This window comes from Pseudomonas brassicacearum subsp. neoaurantiaca (assembly GCF_013608025.1).
Classification (GTDB): Bacteria; Pseudomonadota; Gammaproteobacteria; order Pseudomonadales; family Pseudomonadaceae; genus Aquipseudomonas.
In genome coordinates this window covers 53,950-74,273 of the sequence record NZ_VDLV01000002.1, presented here as the reverse complement: position 1 = coordinate 74,273, position 20,324 = coordinate 53,950, and the positions used below count along the sequence as shown (strand labels likewise).

The 20,324-nt window shown below is 60.9% G+C and carries 19 protein-coding genes; 7 read left to right on the top strand and 12 right to left on the bottom strand.

Annotated elements, in window-relative coordinates:
• Positions 1–65: 65 nt before the first annotated feature.
• The 6 genes from era to lptF form a co-directional block, all read right to left on the bottom strand.
• Positions 66–968 carry a GTPase Era gene (gene era, locus FHK92_RS01755; protein ID WP_030139611.1) on the bottom strand — a complete coding sequence of 301 codons (903 nt, stop codon included), beginning with the start codon at positions 966–968 and terminating at the stop codon, positions 66–68.
• Positions 961–1,650: a ribonuclease III gene (rnc, locus tag FHK92_RS01750; protein WP_030139612.1), complete on the bottom strand. Its 690-nt coding sequence runs from the start codon at positions 1,648–1,650 to the stop codon at positions 961–963. The genes era and rnc overlap by 8 nt, the downstream gene beginning before the upstream one ends.
• Positions 1,651–1,835: 185 nt before the next feature.
• Positions 1,836–2,690 (bottom strand): signal peptidase I, encoded by an 855-nt coding sequence (gene lepB / locus FHK92_RS01745; protein WP_030139613.1) that lies wholly within the window; start codon positions 2,688–2,690, stop codon positions 1,836–1,838.
• 5 nt (positions 2,691–2,695) lie between these two features.
• Positions 2,696–4,495 (bottom strand): translation elongation factor 4, encoded by a 1,800-nt coding sequence (gene lepA / locus FHK92_RS01740; protein WP_030139614.1) that lies wholly within the window; start codon positions 4,493–4,495, stop codon positions 2,696–2,698.
• Positions 4,496–4,770: 275 nt separating this feature from the next.
• Positions 4,771–5,832 carry an LPS export ABC transporter permease LptG gene (gene lptG / locus FHK92_RS01735; RefSeq protein WP_181286531.1) on the bottom strand — a complete coding sequence of 354 codons (1,062 nt, stop codon included), beginning with the start codon at positions 5,830–5,832 and terminating at the stop codon, positions 4,771–4,773.
• Positions 5,825–6,946: an LPS export ABC transporter permease LptF gene (gene lptF / locus FHK92_RS01730; protein ID WP_181286530.1), complete on the bottom strand. Its 1,122-nt coding sequence runs from the start codon at positions 6,944–6,946 to the stop codon at positions 5,825–5,827. Before lptF ends, lptG begins: the two co-directional genes overlap by 8 nt.
• A gap of 309 nt (positions 6,947–7,255) precedes the next feature.
• Between lptF and FHK92_RS01725 the strand changes: the two genes are divergently transcribed.
• The 5 genes from FHK92_RS01725 (at position 7,256) to rlmF (ending at position 13,958) form a co-directional block, all read left to right on the top strand.
• Complete coding sequence (locus FHK92_RS01725; RefSeq protein WP_181286529.1) at positions 7,256–8,746, top strand: leucyl aminopeptidase; 1,491 nt, start codon at positions 7,256–7,258, stop codon at positions 8,744–8,746.
• Positions 8,747–8,804: 58 nt separating this feature from the next.
• Entirely contained in the window at positions 8,805–9,233 is a 429-nt protein-coding gene (locus FHK92_RS01720; protein ID WP_181286528.1) for a DNA polymerase III subunit chi, read from the top strand.
• Between the two features lie 7 nt (positions 9,234–9,240).
• Positions 9,241–9,606, top strand: a complete 366-nt coding sequence (locus FHK92_RS01715; protein WP_181286527.1) for a DNA polymerase III subunit chi — start codon at positions 9,241–9,243, stop codon at positions 9,604–9,606.
• A 240-nt stretch (positions 9,607–9,846) separates the two neighbouring features.
• Positions 9,847–12,693, top strand: a complete 2,847-nt coding sequence (locus FHK92_RS01710) for a valine--tRNA ligase (protein WP_181286526.1) — start codon at positions 9,847–9,849, stop codon at positions 12,691–12,693.
• Between the two features lie 245 nt (positions 12,694–12,938).
• On the top strand, positions 12,939–13,958 hold the full coding sequence (gene rlmF, locus FHK92_RS01705) for a 23S rRNA (adenine(1618)-N(6))-methyltransferase RlmF (RefSeq protein ID WP_181286525.1): 1,020 nt from the start codon (positions 12,939–12,941) through the stop codon (positions 13,956–13,958).
• A 124-nt stretch (positions 13,959–14,082) separates the two neighbouring features.
• Here the strand turns inward: rlmF and FHK92_RS01700 are convergent, their stop codons facing one another.
• Complete coding sequence (locus FHK92_RS01700) at positions 14,083–14,364, bottom strand: HU family DNA-binding protein (RefSeq protein ID WP_030139622.1); 282 nt, start codon at positions 14,362–14,364, stop codon at positions 14,083–14,085.
• 395 nt (positions 14,365–14,759) lie between these two features.
• On the opposite strand from FHK92_RS01700, the gene yejK reads away from it, so the two are divergent.
• Together yejK and FHK92_RS01690 are read left to right on the top strand one after the other, a co-directional pair.
• Complete coding sequence (gene yejK, locus FHK92_RS01695; RefSeq protein ID WP_014340016.1) at positions 14,760–15,764, top strand: nucleoid-associated protein YejK; 1,005 nt, start codon at positions 14,760–14,762, stop codon at positions 15,762–15,764.
• Entirely contained in the window at positions 15,764–16,120 is a 357-nt protein-coding gene (locus tag FHK92_RS01690) for a glutaredoxin family protein (RefSeq protein ID WP_181286524.1), read from the top strand. The genes yejK and FHK92_RS01690 overlap by 1 nt, the downstream gene beginning before the upstream one ends.
• 198 nt (positions 16,121–16,318) lie before the next feature.
• Here the strand turns inward: FHK92_RS01690 and FHK92_RS01685 are convergent, their stop codons facing one another.
• The 5 genes from FHK92_RS01685 to FHK92_RS01665 form a co-directional block, all read right to left on the bottom strand.
• The gene (locus FHK92_RS01685) at positions 16,319–17,254 is read right to left on the bottom strand and encodes a glutathione S-transferase family protein (RefSeq protein ID WP_181286523.1); all 936 of its coding nucleotides are present in this window, start codon (positions 17,252–17,254) and stop codon (positions 16,319–16,321) included.
• A gap of 80 nt (positions 17,255–17,334) precedes the next feature.
• Positions 17,335–17,658: a GIY-YIG nuclease family protein gene (locus FHK92_RS01680; protein WP_181286522.1), complete on the bottom strand. Its 324-nt coding sequence runs from the start codon at positions 17,656–17,658 to the stop codon at positions 17,335–17,337.
• Between the two features lie 40 nt (positions 17,659–17,698).
• Positions 17,699–18,169 (bottom strand): nuclear transport factor 2 family protein, encoded by a 471-nt coding sequence (locus tag FHK92_RS01675; RefSeq protein ID WP_181286521.1) that lies wholly within the window; start codon positions 18,167–18,169, stop codon positions 17,699–17,701.
• An 85-nt stretch (positions 18,170–18,254) separates the two neighbouring features.
• On the bottom strand, positions 18,255–19,559 hold the full coding sequence (locus tag FHK92_RS01670; RefSeq protein ID WP_181286520.1) for a CynX/NimT family MFS transporter: 1,305 nt from the start codon (positions 19,557–19,559) through the stop codon (positions 18,255–18,257).
• A gap of 12 nt (positions 19,560–19,571) precedes the next feature.
• Complete coding sequence (locus tag FHK92_RS01665; RefSeq protein WP_181286519.1) at positions 19,572–20,231, bottom strand: FadR/GntR family transcriptional regulator; 660 nt, start codon at positions 20,229–20,231, stop codon at positions 19,572–19,574.
• Between the last annotated feature and the right edge of the window lie 93 nt (positions 20,232–20,324).

Here is a 20,324-nt window from a genome sequence, read left to right as displayed (position 1 = left end):
AGCTCCTACAGATCCCAGCGGGAGCAAGCTCCCTCGCCACAAGAGCCCGCCCCCAGCCAATCAGGTTAGAGGTCGCCGTAACCCAACGAACGCAACGCACGCTCATCATCGGACCAGCCGCCCTTCACCTTGACCCAGAGGTTGAGCATGATCTTGGAGTCGAACAGCAGTTCCATGTCCTTGCGCGCCTCGGTGCCGATGCGCTTGATGCGCTCGCCCTTGTCGCCAATGATGATTTTCTTCTGGCCGTCACGTTCGACGAGGATCAAAGCATGGATGTGCAGCGTCTTGCCCTGCTGCTTGAACTCTTCGATCTCGACCGTGATCTGGTACGGCAGCTCGGCGCCCATCTGGCGCATGATTTTCTCGCGCACCAGTTCGGCGGCGAGGAAGCGGCTGCTGCGGTCGGTGATCTGGTCTTCCGGGAAGAAATGATCGTTTTCCGGCAGGTGCTCGGCAATCACCCGCTCCAGCGCGTCGAGGTTATGGCCATGCTGGGCGGAGATCGGGATGATCTGGGCGTTCGGCAACTGCTCCTGCAACCAGCTCAGGTGCGGCATCAGTTCTGCCTTGTCTTCGATGCGATCGGTCTTGTTCAACGCCACGATCAGCGGACCGGTCACGTACTGGACGCGCTCAAGCACCATCTGGTCTTCTTCGGTCCACTTGGTACGATCAACCACGAAGATCACCACGTCGACGTCTTTCAGCGCCGCCGAAGCAGTCTTGTTCATGTAGCGGTTCAGGGCCTTCTCGCCGCCCTTGTGCATCCCCGGCGTGTCGACGTAGATCGCCTGCACGTCGCCTTCGGTCTTGATGCCCAGCATGTTGTGGCGGGTGGTCTGTGGCTTGCGCGAGGTAATTGCCAGTTTCTGGCCGAGGATGTGGTTCAACAGCGTGGACTTGCCCACGTTCGGCCGACCGACAATGGCGACATAGCCGCAGCGGGTGACGGTTGTATCAGTCATTGCCATTCTCCACGCCCAAGGCGATCAGTGCTGCAGCGGCCGCGACCTGTTCGGCAATACGACGACTCACGCCCTGGCCTCGGCTTTTTTCATTCAATAGGACCACTTCGCATTCGACGAAGAAGGTTCGGCAATGCGGTTCACCCTGGATATCCACCACTTCATAGCGTGGCAGTTCGCAACTGCGCGACTGCAGGAATTCCTGCAAGCGGGTCTTGGGATCCTTGTTGGTGTCCACCAGCGTCAGGCTGTCGATCTCGGACGTCAGCCAGGCCAGTACGCGCTCGCGCGCCATTTCCATGCCTGAGTCCAGATAGATCGCGCCAATCAACGCCTCCAGGGCATCGGCGAGGATCGACTCGCGACGGAAGCCGCCGCTTTTCAGTTCACCCGACCCCAGGCGCAAATAGTCGCCCAGGTCAAAACCGCGGGCCAGTACGGCCAGGGTCTCACCTTTTACCAATCGAGCGCGCAGACGCGACAACTGGCCTTCGCGGGCCAGAGGGAAGCGTTCGAAAAGCGCCTCGCCCGCCACGAAATTGAGGATGGCATCGCCGAGAAATTCCAGGCGTTCGTTGTTGCGCCCGGCAAAACTGCGGTGAGTGAGTGCCAGGAGCATCAGCTCCTGATCCTTGAAAGTGTAGCCGAGCTGACGCTCGAGGCGGCTTAGAGAAACGCTCACGGTTTACCCACGCTGAGTTCGTGGCTGGATTCCACCGCCACGGCGACGAGGCACCGTTGGCTTGGGACAATTAACGCTGTGTTCAAAAATGACGTCCTGACTATCGTTGGCTTCATGCCTTCGGGCGACCCTTGTGCAGGCTCCAGAAAAGCATTCGGCGCTGTGTTCAACAGCGCCGTGTGTGATTACTTGATCAGGCCAACCCGCGAGAAATTCGGCAGGTGGCTGAGTTTGGGTTCCGGCCAGCTCATCCAGACCGCGAAGGCCTTGCCGACGATGTTGCGGTCGGGGACCATGCCCAGCAGATCCTTGGGAATGTTCGGATCATCCCAGTAGCGGCTGTCGTTGGAGTTGTCGCGGTTGTCACCCATCATGAAGTAGTGCTCCGCCGGCACGGTCCACGAATGGTCCGGGGTGGCGCGGTAGCGGCTCATTTCCTTGCGGATCAGGTGTTCGGCTTCGCCGAGTTTTTCCTTGTAGAGCTCGGCGCTGCCCAGCGTGCCCGGCTCGGAGCCGATCAATTGCTCGGCCACCAGCTCGCCATTGACGAACAGGCGCTTGTCGGCGGTGTAGCGGATCTTGTCGCCCGGCAGGCCGACCACGCGCTTGATGTAGTTGACGTTCGGATCGCTTGGGTAGCGGAACACCATCACATCGCCGCGTTGCGGGTCGCCGATCTCGATGACCTTCTTGTCGATCACCGGCAGCCGGATCCCGTAGGAAAACTTGTTCACCAGGATGAAGTCGCCCACATCCAGGGTCGGCTTCATCGAGCCGGACGGGATCTGGAACGGCTCCACCAGGAATGAGCGCAGCACCAGCACGATGAACAGCACGGGAAAGAACGACTTGCCGTATTCGACCAGCAGCGGTTCCTTGTTGAGCTTTTCAATGACCACGCCATCAGGCTGGCTGACGCTGCCCTGATAAGAGGCGATGGCCGCCCGGCGCCGGGGCGCCAGGAACAATAGATCGAGCAACCCCAACAGGCCGCAGACAAACACGGCGATAACCAGCAACAGCGGGAAATTTAGCGACATAGGACCTAACTATCCAACCTGAGCACCGCAAGGAAGGCTTCCTGTGGAATTTCCACGTTACCGACCTGCTTCATGCGTTTTTTACCGGCCTTCTGCTTTTCCAACAGCTTGCGCTTACGGCTGACGTCGCCGCCGTAGCATTTGGCCAATACGTTCTTTCTGAGCGCCTTGACGGTTGTACGCGCCACAATCTGACCACCAATGGCGGCCTGGATTGCCACGTCGAACATCTGCCGCGGAATCAGTTCCTTCATCTTCTCGGTCAACGCGCGACCTTTGTAGTGCGCGTTGTCACGGTGCACGATCAATGCCAGGGCATCGACTTTCTCGCCGTTGATCAGCACATCCAGCTTCACCAGATTAGCCGATTGGTAGCGATCGAAATGATAGTCCAGCGAAGCATAGCCGCGACTGGTGGATTTCAGCCGATCGAAGAAGTCCAACACCACTTCGTTCATCGGCAAGTCGTAGGTCACCTGGACCTGCGTGCCGAGGAACAGCATGTCGTGCTGCACGCCGCGTTTTTCGATGCACAGGGTAATGACGTTGCCCAGGTGTTCCTGAGGCACAAGGATGTTGGCGCGCACGATCGGCTCGCGCATGTCCTCGATGGCCGACAGGTCCGGCAACTTGGACGGGTTGTCGACGTAGATCGTCTCGCCGTTCTTGAGCAGCAGCTCGAAGATCACCGTTGGCGCCGTGGTGATCAGGTCCAGGTCGTACTCGCGCTCCAGGCGCTCCTGGATGATTTCCATGTGCAGCATGCCCAGGAACCCGCAACGGAAACCGAAGCCCAGGGCGTCGGAGCTTTCCGGGGTGTACTGCAGGGACGAGTCGTTCAGGGTCAGCTTCTGCAGGGCTTCGCGGAAGTCCTCGAAATCGTCGGAGCTGACCGGGAACAGGCCGGCGTAGACCTGTGGCTGGATACGCTTGAAGCCGGGCAGCACTTCGACGTCGGGGGTGGTGCTCAAGGTCAGGGTATCGCCGACCGGCGCACCGTGGATGTCCTTGATACCGGCGATGATGAAGCCCACTTCACCGGCCTTCAGGTCGACGGTGGCGGTGTGTTTCGGGTTGAAGACGCCGACGCTGTCCACCAGGTGGATCTTGCCGGTGGACTTGACCAGGATCTTGTCGCCCTTCTTCACGCGGCCATGGCGCACGCGAACCAGGGAAACCACGCCCAGGTAATTGTCGAACCAGGAGTCGATGATCAACGCTTGCAGCGGATCTTCGATATTGCCGGTCGGTGCGGGAATGGTCGTTACCAGGCGCTCGAGCACTTCGTCGACGCCCAGGCCGGTCTTGGCGCTGCAGGTGACCGCGTCGGTGGCGTCGATGCCGATGATCTTCTCGATTTCTTCCTTCACGCGCTCCGGATCGGCCTGTGGCAGGTCGATCTTGTTCAGCACGGGCATGACTTCCAGGCCTTGCTCGATGGCCGTGTAGCAGTTGGCGACGGACTGGGCCTCGACGCCCTGGCCGGCATCGACTACCAGCAACGCGCCTTCACAGGCCGCCAGTGACCGGCTGACTTCGTAGGTGAAGTCGACGTGGCCCGGGGTATCGATGAAGTTGAGCTGGTAGGTAATGCCGTCTTTGGCCTTGTAATAGAGGGTAACGCTGTGGGCCTTGATGGTGATCCCGCGTTCACGCTCGAGGTCCATGGAGTCCAGGACCTGGGCTTCCATTTCACGCTCGGCCAGGCCGCCGCACATCTGGATGAAGCGATCAGCCAGCGTCGACTTGCCATGGTCAATGTGGGCGATGATGGAGAAATTGCGGATATGACTCAAATCACTCACGGATCAACACTCAAAAAGGCTGCAGGCAAGGCCCGCCGAAAAATAGCCGGGAATTGTACCTGATCCATTGAGCAAGCGTCACGTTCGCCTGTCGATGAGCTTTTGTGGCGAGGGAGCTTGCTCCCGCTGGGCTGCGAAGCGGCCCCCTTCGTCCTGCCTGATGCATCGCGATGGCTAACGGATCGTGGGGCTGCTTCGCAACCCAGCGGGGATAAATCCCCTCGCCACAGCAAGCTCCCTCGCCACAGAAGCCTGCTCGCCACATTGGCGTTGAATCAACCCGCCCGACGCAGCAGCCAGACGCCGGCCAACGCGCAGACACCGGCCGGCACCAACACCGCAAACAGCGGCGAGAAACCGAACACCAGGCTCGACGGCCCCAACAAGTCCTGGGCGATACGGAAGGTAAAGCCCACCAGCACGCCGGTGAACACCCGCTGACCGAGGGTCACCGAACGCAGCGGACCGAAGATGAAGGAAATGGCCATCAGCACCAGGGCAGCGGTCACCAGCGGTTGCAATACCTTGACCCAAAAAGCCAGCCAGTAGCGCCCGTTGTTCAGGCCCTGGTCCGCCAGGTAGTGGATGTAGCCCCACAGGCCGGTGATCGACAGCGATTCTGGCGCCATCACGACGGTGCTGAGCAGTTGCGGGCTCAACGCCACGTCCCAGCGCTCCGTTGGAGCGGCGACCACTTCGGTGCGCTTGTCATGAAACAGAGTGGTGGTGACGTCGCTCAGTTGCCAATGATCCTCGGCGAATTTGGCACGCTTGGCGAAACTCGAGGACAACATGTGCCGCTGATCGTCGAAACGATAGCGAGTCACGCCATACAAGGTGCCGTTCGGCTGGACCGAGTTGATGTGGATGAATTCATCACCCTGGCGGTGCCAAAGGCCGTGCTTGGCGCTTTGCGCATCGCCGCCACCCTGGGCCAGGGAGCGGTTGGCCTGGGCGGTATTCTCGGTGGCCGGGGCAACGTATTCGCCGATCAGCACACCGACCAGCATCAGCACCAGCATCGGCTTCATCACCGCCCAGACAATCCGACCGATGGACACGCCAGCAGCGCGCATGATGGTCAGCTCGCTGTTGCTCGCCAGGCTGCCCAAGCCAATCAGGCAGCCGATCAATGCGGCCATTGGCAGCATGTCGTACAAGCGCCGCGGTGCGGTCAGCAACACGTAGCTGAGGACGTCCGCCAGGGTGTAGGTGTCGCTGACGTCGCTCATTTCATCGATGAACGCGAACAAGGTCGCCAAGCCAAGAATGATCCCCAATACGGCAAGGATCGCCATGAATACGCTGCTGCCGATGTAGCGGTCGAGTTTAACCACGGGCCACCTCCAGCGCGCTGCGACGACTGGCGAGCTTCAGGCGCATGGGTTCCCAATAGAGCAACCCGAGACCAATGGCGAGGAATATCGAATGTACCCACCACAGGCCCAGCACCGGCGGGATCTTGCCTTTTTCCAGGGCGCTGCGGGCGGAAATCAGGATGGTCAGGTAAGCCATGTACAAAAGGATCGCTGGCAATAGCTTGAGGAAACGGCCCTGGCGCGGATTGACCCGCGACAGCGGAACCGCCATGAGCGTCACGATGAACACCAGCAGCGGCAGCGACAAACGCCACTGCAGCTCGGTACGGGCGCGGATGTCATTGCTGCCCAGCAGGCTTGAAGTTGGCATCGCGTCACGGTCGGTGACTTCTTCGCTGGCCTCGGGCTTGGGCAACAGCACGCCGTAGGTGTCGTACTGGATGGCGCGGTAATCGGCCTGGCCCGGCTTGCCGTCGTAGCGGTAGCCATTTTCGAGAATCAGGTAGCGGTTACCGTCCGGGTTGATTTCCTGACGACCCTTCTCGGCCACCAGCACGGAGATCCCGCGGTCTTTCTTGGCGTCTGAAGACAGGTTTTTCTGGGTGATGAAGACGCCCCCCAGGTTGATCCGGTCATCCGAGAGCTGTTCGGTGTAGGTGACACGTGTCCCGTCGCGCAGGGCCTGGAAGCGCCCCGGCACCAGAGTGTCGAATTCGGTCATGGCGTCTTGCTGGTTGATCAGCAGTTGGAACTGGTTGGCACCTTGGGGCGCCAGGCTCAGGCTCAGCCAGGCCACCACCAGCGCCACCAGCGCTGCCGGGAACAAGGTGATGCGGAACAGCCGCTGCTGGCTCATGCCCGTGGCGGACAGCACGGTCATTTCGCTGTCCAGGTACAGGCGACCGTAAGCCAGCAGGATGCCGAGGAACAACCCCAGCGGAAGGATCAGTTGCAGGAAGCCCGGCAGGCGGAACCCCATGATCAGGAAAAGCGAGCCCGGGTCCAGGGCGCCGGAGGCCGCCTGCGCGAGGTACTTGATGAAGCGCCCGCTCATGATGATGACCAGCAGCACGGCGCTGACCGCGCTCAGGGTCAGCAGGACTTCGCGGGACAGATAACGGAAGACGATCAAACCAGACACTCCACGATTGTCAGGCTATGGCGGCCAAACAAGGAAACGTATCGAGCCAGCTCACGCAGCGAGCCGCCGAAAAAAGAGCCGCATTATCCTGTGATTGGACGCGCCTGTCACTGCGCACGCTTTAACCAGACGCTTCATGGCCAAAAAGTTAACGACTGCGAGGGTTGTCAGGCTCGGGCGCCGAGGTTCAAACTGCGGCCTTTGTCGCCGGCAAGCCCGGCGCTTCCATATAGAAGACAGCTGTTCAGCGCGCCACGTCTCGGCGCCTGGCCTCTTGACCATTCACTCAGGGATCCGGACATGGAACTGGTTGTAAAAAGCGTCAGCCCAGAAACGTTGAAGACCGCCACGCTAGTGGTTGCCGTTGGTGAAAACCGCAAGCTCGGCGTCGTCGCCACCCAGCTTGACGCCTTGAGCGGTGGCGCCATCAGCGCCGTGCTCAAGCGCGGCGACCTGGCCGGCAAGGTCGGCCAGAGCCTGTTGCTGCACAGCCTGCCCAACCTCAAGGCCGAGCGCGTGCTGCTGGTCGGCGTGGGCAAGGACGCCGAACTGGGCGACCGTCCGTTCCGCAAGATCATTGCCGGCGTGCTGGGCAGCCTGAAGAACCTCGGTGGCGGCGACGCAGCACTGGCGCTGGACGAGTTGGTGGTCAAGGGCCGCGACAGCTACGGCAAGAATCGCCTGCTGGCCGAGACCCTGGTGGACGGCGAGTACCAGTTCGACCGGTTCAAGAGCCAGAAAGCCGAACCTCGTGCCCTGAAGAAAATCACCCTGCTGACCATCAAGGCCGCCCAGGCCGAAGTCCAGCGCGCCGTGACCCATGCCACCGCGATTGCCAACGGCATGGCCTTCACCCGCGACCTGGGCAACCTGCCGCCGAACATTTGCCACCCGACTTTCATGGGCGAACAGGCCAAGGCGTTGGGCAAGGAGTTCAAAGGCCTCAAGGTCGAAGTCTTCGACGAGAAGAAGATCAAGGACCTGGGCATGGGCTCGTTCTATGCCGTCGGCCAGGGCAGCGCCCAGCCGCCACGCCTGATCGTCATGCAATACAACGGCGGCAAGAAATCCGAGAAGCCGTACGCGCTGGTCGGCAAGGGCATCACCTTCGACACCGGCGGCATCAGCCTCAAGCCCGGCGCCGGCATGGATGAAATGAAATATGACATGGGCGGCGCCGCCAGCGTATTCGGCACCCTGCGCGCCGTGCTCGAGCTGCAATTGCCGATCAACCTGGTCTGCATCCTGGCTTGCGCCGAGAACATGCCCAGCGGCACGGCTTCGCGTCCTGGCGACATTGTCACCACCATGAGCGGCCAGACCGTCGAGATCCTCAACACTGACGCCGAGGGCCGCTTGGTCCTGTGCGACGCCCTGACCTACTCCGAGCGCTTCAAGCCGCAAGCAGTGATCGATATCGCCACGCTGACCGGTGCCTGCGTCGTCGCCCTGGGCGCCCATACTTCAGGCCTGCTGGGCAACAATGACGAGCTGATCGGCCAATTGCTGAGCGCCGGCCAGCAAGCCGACGACCGCGCCTGGCAGTTGCCATTGTTCGACGAGTACCAGGAGCAACTGGACAGCCCGTTCGCCGACATCGCCAACATCGGCGGCCCGAAAGCCGGGACCATCACGGCGGCGTGCTTCCTGTCGCGCTTCACCAAGAACCTGAACTGGGCGCACCTGGACATCGCCGGCACGGCCTGGACCAGCGGCGGCAAGGACAAGGGCGCCACCGGCCGTCCGGTTCCCCTATTGACCCAATACCTGCTGGACCGCGCCAAGGCCTGAAACTGATGACCGCCGGTACGTCGCCTTCGGGCGCCGCATCGGCGATCCAGGAACTGCAATGACCAAAGTCGACTTCTATATCCTGCCCAGCGCCGATCCCTCGGCGCGGCTGGATTTCGCCTGCAAGCTCACCGAAAAGGCCTGGCGAATGGGCCATCGCATCTACCTGCATTGCAGCGATGCCGCACAGCGCGAGGACCTCGACGCACGGCTATGGGCTTTCAAGGGCGAAAGCTTCGTGCCCCATGGCCCGGCAGAAAGCGAGCCCGAGGGCGCGATCGTGCTAGGCCTGGGCAATGACTGCGGGCAACATCAGGACTTGCTGGTCAACCTTGACCTGAAAGTGCCGGCCTTCGCCCAGCGCTTCGCCCGAGTGGCGGAAGTGGTGGTGGAGGATCCGGCCATCCGGCAAGCCGCGCGGGAGAGTTTCCGTTTCTACCGCGAACAGGGCTATCCTCTGCAAGACCACCGTTTACAGCGACTCTGAGCCTACGATGGACACTCCAAAACCGCCGCAAAAACCCGCGCAACTGCTGGATGACCTTGAGTCGATCCGCCAATTGCTGGGCGACGACAACCTGCAACCGCCGCTGCTGACCGACACGGTGGAGCGCGAGCCGGTGCATGACGAACAGATCCCACTGCTGTTCGACCCGATCAACGGCCAGCCCGAACCCCAGCCAGCTGCCAAGCCCGAACCCAAGGGCCCCGACGCCTTGTTGCATCTGGACCGGGAATTGCGCGCCGCCGCACAGTTGATCATGCAAGACGTGATCGACGACTTCGCCCCGCACATCGAGACCGAGATCAAACGCCGATTGGACGCGCGGATGGAGCGGTTGTTGAGCCAGTACGAGTAATCCCGGATTTACTGATCACCGAACACCTTGTGGGAGCGAGCTTGCTCGCGATAGCGGTGTGTCAGTCAACATCAATGTTGCCGATCTACCGCTATCGCGAGCAAGCTCGCTCCCACATTGTTCGGTTGCGCCCACAAGCCTTCCGCCAAGCTTCCAACTCGCAGCTTGTGGCTTGCACCCGCCCCGCCCGCTATACTTCCCGGCTTTTCCTGAATAAATGCCAATAGGGTCCCGCCGCGCATGGATAAGACCTACCAGCCGCACGCCATTGAAACTTCCTGGTACAACACCTGGGAGTCCGAGAATTATTTCGCTCCGCAAGGCGCGGGCGATTCCTACACCATCATGATCCCGCCGCCGAACGTCACCGGCAGCCTGCACATGGGCCACGGTTTCAACAACGCGATCATGGACGCCCTGATCCGTTTCCGTCGCATGCAAGGTCGCAACACCTTGTGGCAGCCGGGCACCGACCACGCCGGTATCGCCACGCAGATGCTGGTGGAACGCCGCCTCGAAGCCCAGGGCCAGAATCGCCATGACCTCGGTCGCGAGAAATTCCTCGAGAAAGTCTGGGAATGGAAAGACGAATCCGGTGGCAACATCAGCCGCCAGATCCGTCGCCTGGGCTCGTCCGTGGACTGGAGCCGCGAGCGTTTCACTATGGACGACGGCCTCTCGGAAGCGGTGAAGGAAGCCTTCGTACGACTGCATGAAGACGGCCTGATCTATCGCGGCAAGCGCCTGGTCAACTGGGACACCAAGTTGCACACGGCCATTTCCGACCTCGAAGTGGAGAACCACGACGAGAAAGGTTTCTTGTGGAACCTGAAATACCCGCTGGCCGACGGCGCGAAAACCGCTGAAGGCAAGGATTACCTGATCGTCGCCACCACGCGTCCGGAAACCATGCTGGGTGACTCCGCCGTGGCGGTGAACCCGAACGACGAGCGCTACAAGGCCCTGATCGGCCAGTTCGTCGAGCTGCCGCTGGTTGGCCGCCGCATCCCGATCATCGGCGACGACTACTGCGACCCGGAATTCGGCACCGGCTGCGTGAAGATCACCCCGGCCCACGATTTCAACGACTATGAAGTCGGCAAGCGCCACAACCTGCCGCTGCTGAACATCTTCGACAAGAACGCGAATGTGTTGCCGGCCGCCCAGGCGTTCAACCTCGACGGCACCCTGAACGAAAGCGTCGACGGCCAGATCCCGGCTGAATACGCCGGCCTGGACCGCTTCGAGGCGCGCAAGCAGATCGTTGCGGCATTCGAGGCCGCCGGCCTGTTGGTCAGCGTCGACGATCACGCCCTGAAGGTCCCGAAAGGCGACCGCTCCGGCACCATCATCGAGCCGTGGCTGACCGACCAATGGTACGTGTCCACCAAGCCTTTGGCCGAACCGGCGATTGCCGCCGTCGAAGATGGCCGCATCCAGTTCGTGCCCAAGCAATACGAAAACATGTACTTCTCGTGGATGCGCGACATCCAGGATTGGTGCATCAGCCGTCAGCTGTGGTGGGGCCATCGCATCCCGGCCTGGTACGACGAGTCGGGCAAGGTCTACGTCGGCCGCGATGAAGCCGAAGTCCGCGCCAAGCATAACCTTGGCCCGGACGTGTCGCTGGCCCAGGACAACGACGTCCTCGATACCTGGTTCAGCTCGGGCCTGTGGACCTTCTCCACACTGGGCTGGCCGCAACAGACCGAGTTCCTGAAGAAATTCCACTCCACCGACGTGCTGGTCACCGGTTTCGACATCATTTTCTTCTGGGTCGCCCGGATGATCATGCTGACCATGCACCTGGTGAAGAACGAGGACGGCACCCCGCAAGTGCCGTTCAAGACCGTCTATGTCCATGGCCTGGTGCGCGACGGCCAGGGCCAGAAGATGTCCAAGTCCAAGGGTAACGTCCTGGACCCGCTGGACATCATCGACGGCATCGACCTGGAAACCCTGGTGCAGAAACGCACCTCCGGCCTGATGCAGCCGAAACTGGCGAAGAAGATCGAGAAAGCCACCCGCGAAGAATTCGCCGAGGGCATCGCCAGCTACGGCACCGACGCCCTGCGTTTCACCTTCTGCTCGTTGGCGTCTACCGGTCGCGACATCAAGTTCGACATGGGTCGCGTCGAAGGCTATCGCAACTTCTGCAACAAGATCTGGAACGCCGCGCGCTACGTGCTGGACAAAGGCGAAGACTGCGGCCAGAACGGCGAGGCCTACGAGCTGAGCCTGGCTGATCGCTGGATCATTTCCCAGCTGCAACGCACCGAAGCCGAAGTGACCCGCCAGCTCGACCAATTCCGTTTCGACCTGGCCGCACAAGCGCTGTACGAGTTCATCTGGAACCAGTATTGCGACTGGTACCTGGAACTGTCCAAGCCTGTGCTGTGGGACGAAAACGCTCCGGTCGAACGCCAGCGCGGCACCCGTCGCACCCTGGTTCGCGTGCTGGAAGTGGCCCTGCGCCTGGCACATCCGTTCATGCCGTTCATCACCGAGGAAATCTGGCAGCGCATCGCACCGTTGGCGGGTATCCAAGGCAAGACGATCATGCTGCAACCGTGGCCGGTGGCCAACGAGAGCCGCATCGATCCGGCAGCGGAAGACGACATCGAATGGTTGAAGACCTTCATGCTCGGCCTGCGCAACATCCGCGCCGAAATGAACATCGGCCCAGGCAAGCCGCTGACTCTGTTCCTGAAAAACGCCAACGCCGAAGACCTGCGTCGCCTCAATGAGAACGAAGCACTGCTCAAGAAGCTGGCGAAGCTTGAATCGGTGACAGTATTGGCTGCGGGTGAAGAAGCGCCGCTGTCAGCCACCGCACTGGTTGGCGAGATGGAAGTGCTGGTGCCGATGGCCGGCCTGATCGACAAGGCTGCCGAACTGGCGCGCCTGGACAAGGAAATCCTGCGCCTGAAGGGCGAAGTCCAGCGGGTCGGCGGCAAGCTGTCCAACGCCGGCTTCGTCGACAAGGCGCCGGCAGAAGTCATCGAGAAGGAACGCGCCAAGCTGGCCGAGGCCGAACAGGCCCTGGGCAAGCTGGCCGAGCAGCACGCGCGGATCTCCAGCCTGTAACGGTGGTTCGCAATGAAAAAGGGGGTCCAGTCGGACCTCCTTTTTTATGCCCGCCCTTTTCTACCAGACAATGAAAAACCTTTGTGGGAGCGAGCTTGCTCGCGATGACGGCAGTACATTCAACATGGGGGCAAGCTGACCCACCGCTATCGCGAGCAAGCTCGCTCCCACATAAGCTCGCTCCCACATTTGAATAGTGGGACAATGTCCGCCAATTTCTGAACCCTCCCCGAATCGACCCGCCCATGACTGCCCCTCGCGCTCCAAAACCTGCCCGTCAGAAGACCAAGCCCGCCACCGAGGCCAAACCCGTGGCGCCGCGGGAGAAGGCCAGCCTGCACCCGCGCAATCGCCATCAGGGTCGTTACGACTTCCCGGCGCTGATCAAGACCTCGCCGGAACTGGCGAAGTACGTGATCACCAACCCGTACGGCAAGGAAAGCATCGACTTCGCCAGCCCCGACGCGGTGCGAGTGTTCAACCGGGCATTGCTCAAGGCGTTCTATGGTATCCAGCACTGGGACATCCCGGCGGATTACCTCTGCCCTCCGGTTCCAGGCCGCGCCGATTACGTGCACTTTCTCGCTGACCTGCTGGCGAGCATGAACGACGGCAAGGTGCCGCGTGGTGCGATCGTCAATGTGCTGGACATCGGCATGGGCGCCAATTGCGTTTACCCGCTGATTGGCAACAGCGAATACCGTTGGCACTTCCTCGGCTCCGAGATCGACCCGACAGCGGTCGCGGCCGCCAGGGCCATCGTTCAATCCAACGACTTGAGCAAGGTCATCCAGCTGCGCCAGCAGGAAAACCGCAAGCACATCCTTATCGGCCTGCTGGAACCGGGCGAGCGCTTCGACCTGACCATGTGCAACCCGCCGTTCCATGCCTCGATGGAAGAAGCGACCAAGGGCAGCGAGCGCAAGTGGCGCGCCTTGGGCAAGGCTGACCCGAAACGCAAGCTGCCGGTGCTGAACTTTGGCGGGCAATCGGCAGAACTATGGTGTGAGGGCGGTGAAGCGCGTTTTGTGACGCAGCTGATTGCCGAAAGTGCGAACTTCCAACACAAGGTCTTGTGGTTCAGCACGTTGGTATCGAAAGCCTCGAACCTGCCGGCCATCGAAACCGCGCTGAAAAAGGCTGGCGCGCTGGAGAGCCAGGTGGTGGAGATGTCGCAGGGGCAGAAGCAGAGCCGTTTTGTGGCGTGGACTTTCCAGACCAAGTCCGAGCAGCAGATATGGCGGCGTGAGCGCTGGGTCCGCTAATACGACTCAGACCAAGGTGGGAGCAAACTCGCTCCCACAATGACAACAGCGTCGATACAGAATCACAGGCACAAAAAAACCGTGTCCGGATCGCTCCGAAGCACGGTTTTTTTATCGCTGCGTCTTACTTGTTCACAGCGTCGGTCAGGCCTTTGGCCACAACCAGCTTGATCACTTTCTTGGCCGGGATTTCGATGGCTGCGCCAGTCGAAGGGTTGCGACCGGTACGGGCAGGACGCTCGGTGACTTTCAGCTTGCCAACGCCTGGCAAGGTCAGTTCGCCGCCGTTTTCCAGCTGATCGGCAACGACTTGGCCCAGTTGGTCCAGCAGAGCACGCACGGTAGCTTTTGGTGCGTCTACAGATTCAGCCAAATCAGCGATCAGTTGGTCTTTAGTAAGAGCCATGTAGTGTTCCTTCCCTATCAAATTCATATGGATTGCAGAGTGCAGTGTCAGCCATCGAGCCCGATCAATCTGATCAGCCGCCCTCGGTCATCACCACGACGGATCGGGGTAATAGATGCCGAAATCCGGGTTTGGTTCGACCTGACAAATGCTGAATGCACGCTTAACGCAGTGACATCGCGTAAGACCGGGCAAAACTAGCACAACGCCTGTGAAATATCCGCCTCTACCTACCCATTTGGTCAGCTTTATTGCGCTAAATCGGTAAAAAAACCCTCGCGAGGCGTCGCACGGGTCTGAAAGGGCCTTCGACGCGTTGCAAAACCAGTGATTGCGGTACACTGGGCCCTTTTTCGGGGAGCGTGCCCTCCTCTCTTTCATCAGCCGAGAAATCCATGCCGATCCGTCATTGCATCGTCCACCTGATCGACAAAAAACCCGACGGCACGCCTGCTGTGCTCCACGCCCGCGACTCCGAACTGGCTGAGTCCACGGCCATCGAGAACATGCTCGCCGACCTCAATGAAAGCTATAACGCCAAACAAGGCAAGGCCTGGGGTTTCTTCCACGCCGAGTCCGGGGCGCATCCGTTCAGCGGCTGGCTGAAGGAGTACCTGGATGGCGGCAAGGATTTCACCGCGTTCAGTCGCGTGGCGGTGGAGCATCTGCAAAAACTGATGGAAGAGTCCAACCTGTCGGTGGGCGGTCATGTGCTGTTCGCCCATTACCAGCAAGGCATGACCGACTACCTGGCCATCGCCCTTTTGCACCACAGCGAAGGCGTTGCCGTCACCGACGAGCTGGACGTCACCCCGTCCCGTCACCTGGATCTGGGCCAACTGCACCTGGCGGCACGGATCAACGTGTCGGAATGGCAGAACAACAAACAATCCAAGCAGTACATTTCGTTCATCAAGGGCAAGAACGGCAAGAAAGTCTCGGAGTACTTTCGCGACTTCATCGGCTGCCAGGAAGGCGTCGACGGCCCCGGCGAAACCCGTACGCTGCTCAAGGCCTTCAGTGACTTCGTCGAGAGCGAAGACCTGCCCGAAGACGACGCCCGGGAAAAAACCAAGACCCTGGTGGATTACGCCAGCAGCCAGGCCAAGCTCGGCGAACCCATGGGCCTGGAAGAACTCTCCGAACTGATCGACGAGGATCGCCCGAAAGCCTTCTACGACCATATCCGCAATAAGGACTACGGCCTTTCGCCAGAGATTCCGGCGGATAAACGCACCCTCAACCAGTTCCGCCGCTTCACCGGCCGCGCCGAAGGCTTGTCCATCAGCTTCGAAGCGCACCTGCTGGGCTCCAAGATCGAGTACGACGAAGAGGCAGGTACGTTGATCATCAAGGGGTTGCCGACGTCGCTGACCGATCAGCTCAAGCGCCGCAATTGATGCTCAGTGGTGTGCTGAAGAAATGCCTGCTGGTTCTTCTGGTGGTGGTGGCTTACCAGAATTGGGGCAAGATCGAGCGGGTGTTCAATCCGTCGCAGATGGTTTCAGAGCAGATTCGCAGCAATGCCCGCGTCGTGCTGTATGCCACCGATTGGTGTGGCTACTGCAAGGCCACCCGGCGCTTCCTGGACGAGAAAGGCGTACCGTTTCGCGAGTTCGATATCGAGAAAGACGCCGAGGCGCGCAAGACCTACGAGGCGCTGGGTGGTCGAGGGATTCCGATCCTGGACGTAAATGGCACGTTGATTCGCGGGTATGAGCCGGAGAATATTCTCAAGGCCCTGTCCACGATTTAAGACAATCCGCCAACAGTAACGGCCCCTTCGCGAGCAGGCTCGCTCCCACACAGTGATTAGCGGCAAACGCAGCTCCCGCGAACAACATAACCCTTGTGGGAGCGAGCTTGCTCGCGATAGCGGACCAACATTTCAACATCGTGGTGACTGGTCTAGCGCTATCGCGAGCAAGCTCGCTCCCACAGAGTCATTGGTTGTTCATTGAGCCTCGATTCGGAAGCCAAACCGCGGAAAGTGCACATGCACAACGCCGCCGCGCTCATCTTCACGGCGCAGGATCAGTTCTTCGCGCCCGGCAAACAACAATTCCCCCGCCACAGGATCGACGCCGTAGTCAGTCGCGGCGATGGTCACCTGCTGCCCTGCCACGAATCCATTAGGCTCATCGAACAGTTCGTCCGGCAGCGCCGCCGGTACAGCGTTGCGGGCCACATCCAACGCCTCTCCGGAGCTCATTTCTTTCGGCGCGCCGTGACCAAAACCCAGCACCCGCGACAGCCAAGCCGATACAGCCGGATACTCATCCACCAACGGCGAGGTGACCGGCGTGCCCTTGAGGAACCACAGCGGATGCGCCATGGCGAAGTCGGCAATCGACGGATCGCCCAACAGGAAGTCCCCTTCTTCGCGCTGCAATTGCTGCTCGAGCCGCGCCATGATCGTCGGCCACTGATGCTTGGCCTGCTCGGCAGACAGACGCGTGGTCGTGCCGCCACTGAACAGCCCGGCGCGGTCGCTGATGAACGCCTTGATGGCTTCAGGCGTCAACCTGGCAAAACGCACTGCCACCGATTCAGGCTGGAACACCAGGCTCACCGCGTGCTGGAACACCACCGAATCAGCCCACGCCGCGAAAGACGCTGCGATCATTTCACGGCCTTCCGGGAACAGCGCAGGCGAGGCTTTTTCCTGCTCCAGCCGGCGGGCTATCAGCGACGTGTCGCAATAAATATCCGCGCCGACCTGCAACACCGGCGTCTTGCGATAGCCGCCCGTCAATGCTGTCAGGTCGGGCTTGGGCATCATCGGCGGGATGTTCACCGAACGCCAGGCCAAGCCCTTGAAACCCAGCAGCAGGCGGGCCTTTTCCGCGAAAGGAGATGTCGGGTAGTGGTGAAGAATCAGCTCTGACATGAGATTCGCCAATGCAGGTAGGAAGTCCCGCACTTTAGCGCGCCAAGGAGCAACAGCCTACCCGCCTGAATGAAGGACTATTAGTGCGGTTGATCGAGCGCCGTTGCGCTGGCCACCAGGCATTCCTTGGCGCTTTTTCTAAGCTTCTTGATCAGCCGCTCCTGGCGTAAGGCCTCACCCTTGTCACGACAGGCCTCGGTATACACCAGAGCCACTGCCGGGCTTGAAAGGAAAAAGCGTGCGCCCTTGCCACTTTGATGCTTGGCGAAGCGCCGCACCGGGTCATCGCTGATGCCGCAGTACAGCGAGCCGTTGGCGGCCCGCACCAGATAGACGAACCAAGGCTTGCCCGGCTCGGTCGACTCGGGCACGCACAAGTCGGAGGATTCGTTTGCGGTCGTCACGGATGTTCAGCAAGCACGTAGGAAACAAGCCGCGATCTTATCAGCGACTGGCCTGGAACGCCCGCAACCCCTTGAGCGCCTGGGCCCTGACGGCGTTGCGCACCAACGGCGTCCAACCCAGCAGCAGGCCCTTGGTGCCCAACGCCTGGCGAGACCAGCGCCATAAATCGAAGCTGTCGTGGTGCTCGCAGATCTTGCCATCACGAAAGACGAAGCGCGCCTGGATGTCGTTGACCACAATGTTGCCGGTCTGGCTGAACAGGTACGTCGCCACCCAATGTGCACCGCCACTGTGCTCGTCGCTGCGCACGTTGTCGAAGGTCAGGGAAAAGTCCTTGGCCCGGGTCGTCAGCATGCGCCACATGTCGCCGGCATCGCGCCCGCGCAGTTCGCCGAACGCCGGATCGCTGAACACCACGTCATCGGTATAGCAAGCGCTCATGGCTTCGGCGTCCAGGCGCTGGAAGGCCTGGTAAAAACGGGTGATCAAGGCGTTGTGGGCATCACTCATGGGCAGGCTCCGAAACGTTTCAGTAGGCCTGCACGATAATCTGCCGTTGCGGGGAAGACCACCGTCATTCGCCATGAAAATGATATCAACGACGATCCGTGACTCGTTCGCTGACCACACCCACATACAATGCCCGTCCAGCCCCCATGCCGGCGATGATTGCCCCCAGGCCAATCACGCCGAAGATCCAGCCCAGGGCATTCCAGCCGCCGGTCAAGTCATGGACCACGCCCACCGCAAAAGGCCCCAGCGACGCCAGCGTATAACCAAAGCCCTGAGCCATGCCTGACAGGTTGGCGGCCACATGGGCGTCCCGCGAACGCAACACGATCAAGGTGAGCGCCAGGCTGAACGTCGCGCCCTGCCCCAATCCCAACAGGATCGCCCAGCCCCACAAACCCTCGACGGGCGCGTAGAGGCAACCGAACAAGCCGCCAAGCGTCATGAGCATGACGATCACGATGGCCAGGCGCTGATCCTTGCCACGCGTTGCCAGCCAGGGCGCCGCCAGCGAACTGATCAACTGCACGATGACCGAGCCGGACAGCACAAGCCCAGCCTGGGTCGGGCTCAGCCCCCGGCCAATAAGGATCGAGGGCAGCCAGCCGAATACGATGTAGGCCAGGGACGATTGCAAGCCCATGTACAAGGTCACTTGCCAGGCCAACGGATCACGCAACAAGCCGCGGACCCGGTACGCCACCTGGTGGGCACCGTGTTTCTGGCCAACTTGTGGCAGCCAGAAGACTGCCGCGAGCAGCGCCGGGGCCACCCAGAACCCCAATCCCAAGGCCCAGCTATCGCCAAGGTGTTCGCTCAGCGGGACCGTCGCCCCGGCCGCCATCGCAGCACCCAGGCACAGCGCCATGGTGTAGACACCGGTCATGGTGCCAGCCTGTTTGGCAAAGTCGCGCTTGACGATACCCGGCAACAGCACGCCGATGATCCCGATACTCGCGCCCGCCAGGATGCTACCGGCGAACAAACCGATCTGGCCGAACGAACTGCGCAGGACGATTCCGCCGGCCAACGTCAGCAAGATCCCCAGCACCACACGCTCGGCACCGAAACGCCGCGCCAGCACCGGCGCCAACGGCGCGAACAGGCCAAGGCAAAGCACCGGCAGCGTGGTCAACAGTCCAGCTTGCGCAGCCGACAGACCAAGACTCCTGGAAACGTCGCTGAGCAGCGGCGCCATGCTCGACAGCGCCGGGCGCAGATTCAACGCCACCAGGATCAGCCCGAGCAACAACAGCCAGGGCCGACGCACCAACGGGTGGCTCTGCTGGGTTTGCTCGTCGTCGGCTTCGGCATCGATCAGCAATTCGTCAAGTTCGGCGGCGCGCTTATGCGCGGCGGCGGTCGTGTGCGCTATGGGATCGCGGGACATGGAAAGCTCGGGTCAGGGTTCATTGATCAACTGCCGGCACAGGGACTTGGCCCGCTCCGGATCCTGTCGCTCGACGGCTTCGAGAATCTCGATGTGCAAATCGAACACGTGTTGATGGCGAGGAATAATGTTGAGGCTCTGGCGCAACTGCGCGCCGATCACGCTGGAAAAATAGCGATACAGCTCGCTGAGGGCCGGGTTGTGCGCGGCGTCCACCAACAGGCGATGGAAGATCAGATCGCAGGCGATGTAGTGCTCCAGGTCGCCGTGGTAATGCTCGCCGCTGGTTTTCAACGCTTGGCGCAAGGCAACCAGGTCGTCCTCGGTACGCCGCAACGCCGCCAACCCAATCGCTTCCACCTCAAGAATGTGCCGGGTTTCCCGGGCTTGTTCCAGCGAACAGCGCGACAGCGCCTTGAGCGTATCCAGCGGATCGACCACCGCGCGGACATAACTGCCATCGCCCTGGCGGATCTCGATCAACCCGGAAAACGCCAGCACGCGCATGGCTTCGCGCACGGTGTTGCGGCTGATGCCCAGCTCCGCCACCAGCTCCGGCTCGGTGGGCAAGCGCTGGCCAACGGCCCACACGCCGTCGCTGATGCGTTGACGCAATTGTTCCAGGGCCTGGTCGACCAAGGAGCGCTTTATCAATGGAGAAATGTCGGACATGAGATTCGCCTTTTCATCCAATCATAGGATGAATTTTCTGACATGTTAGTCAGCTTCGTGTAGGACGGCAACCGCCTACGTTGTATTGGAGAC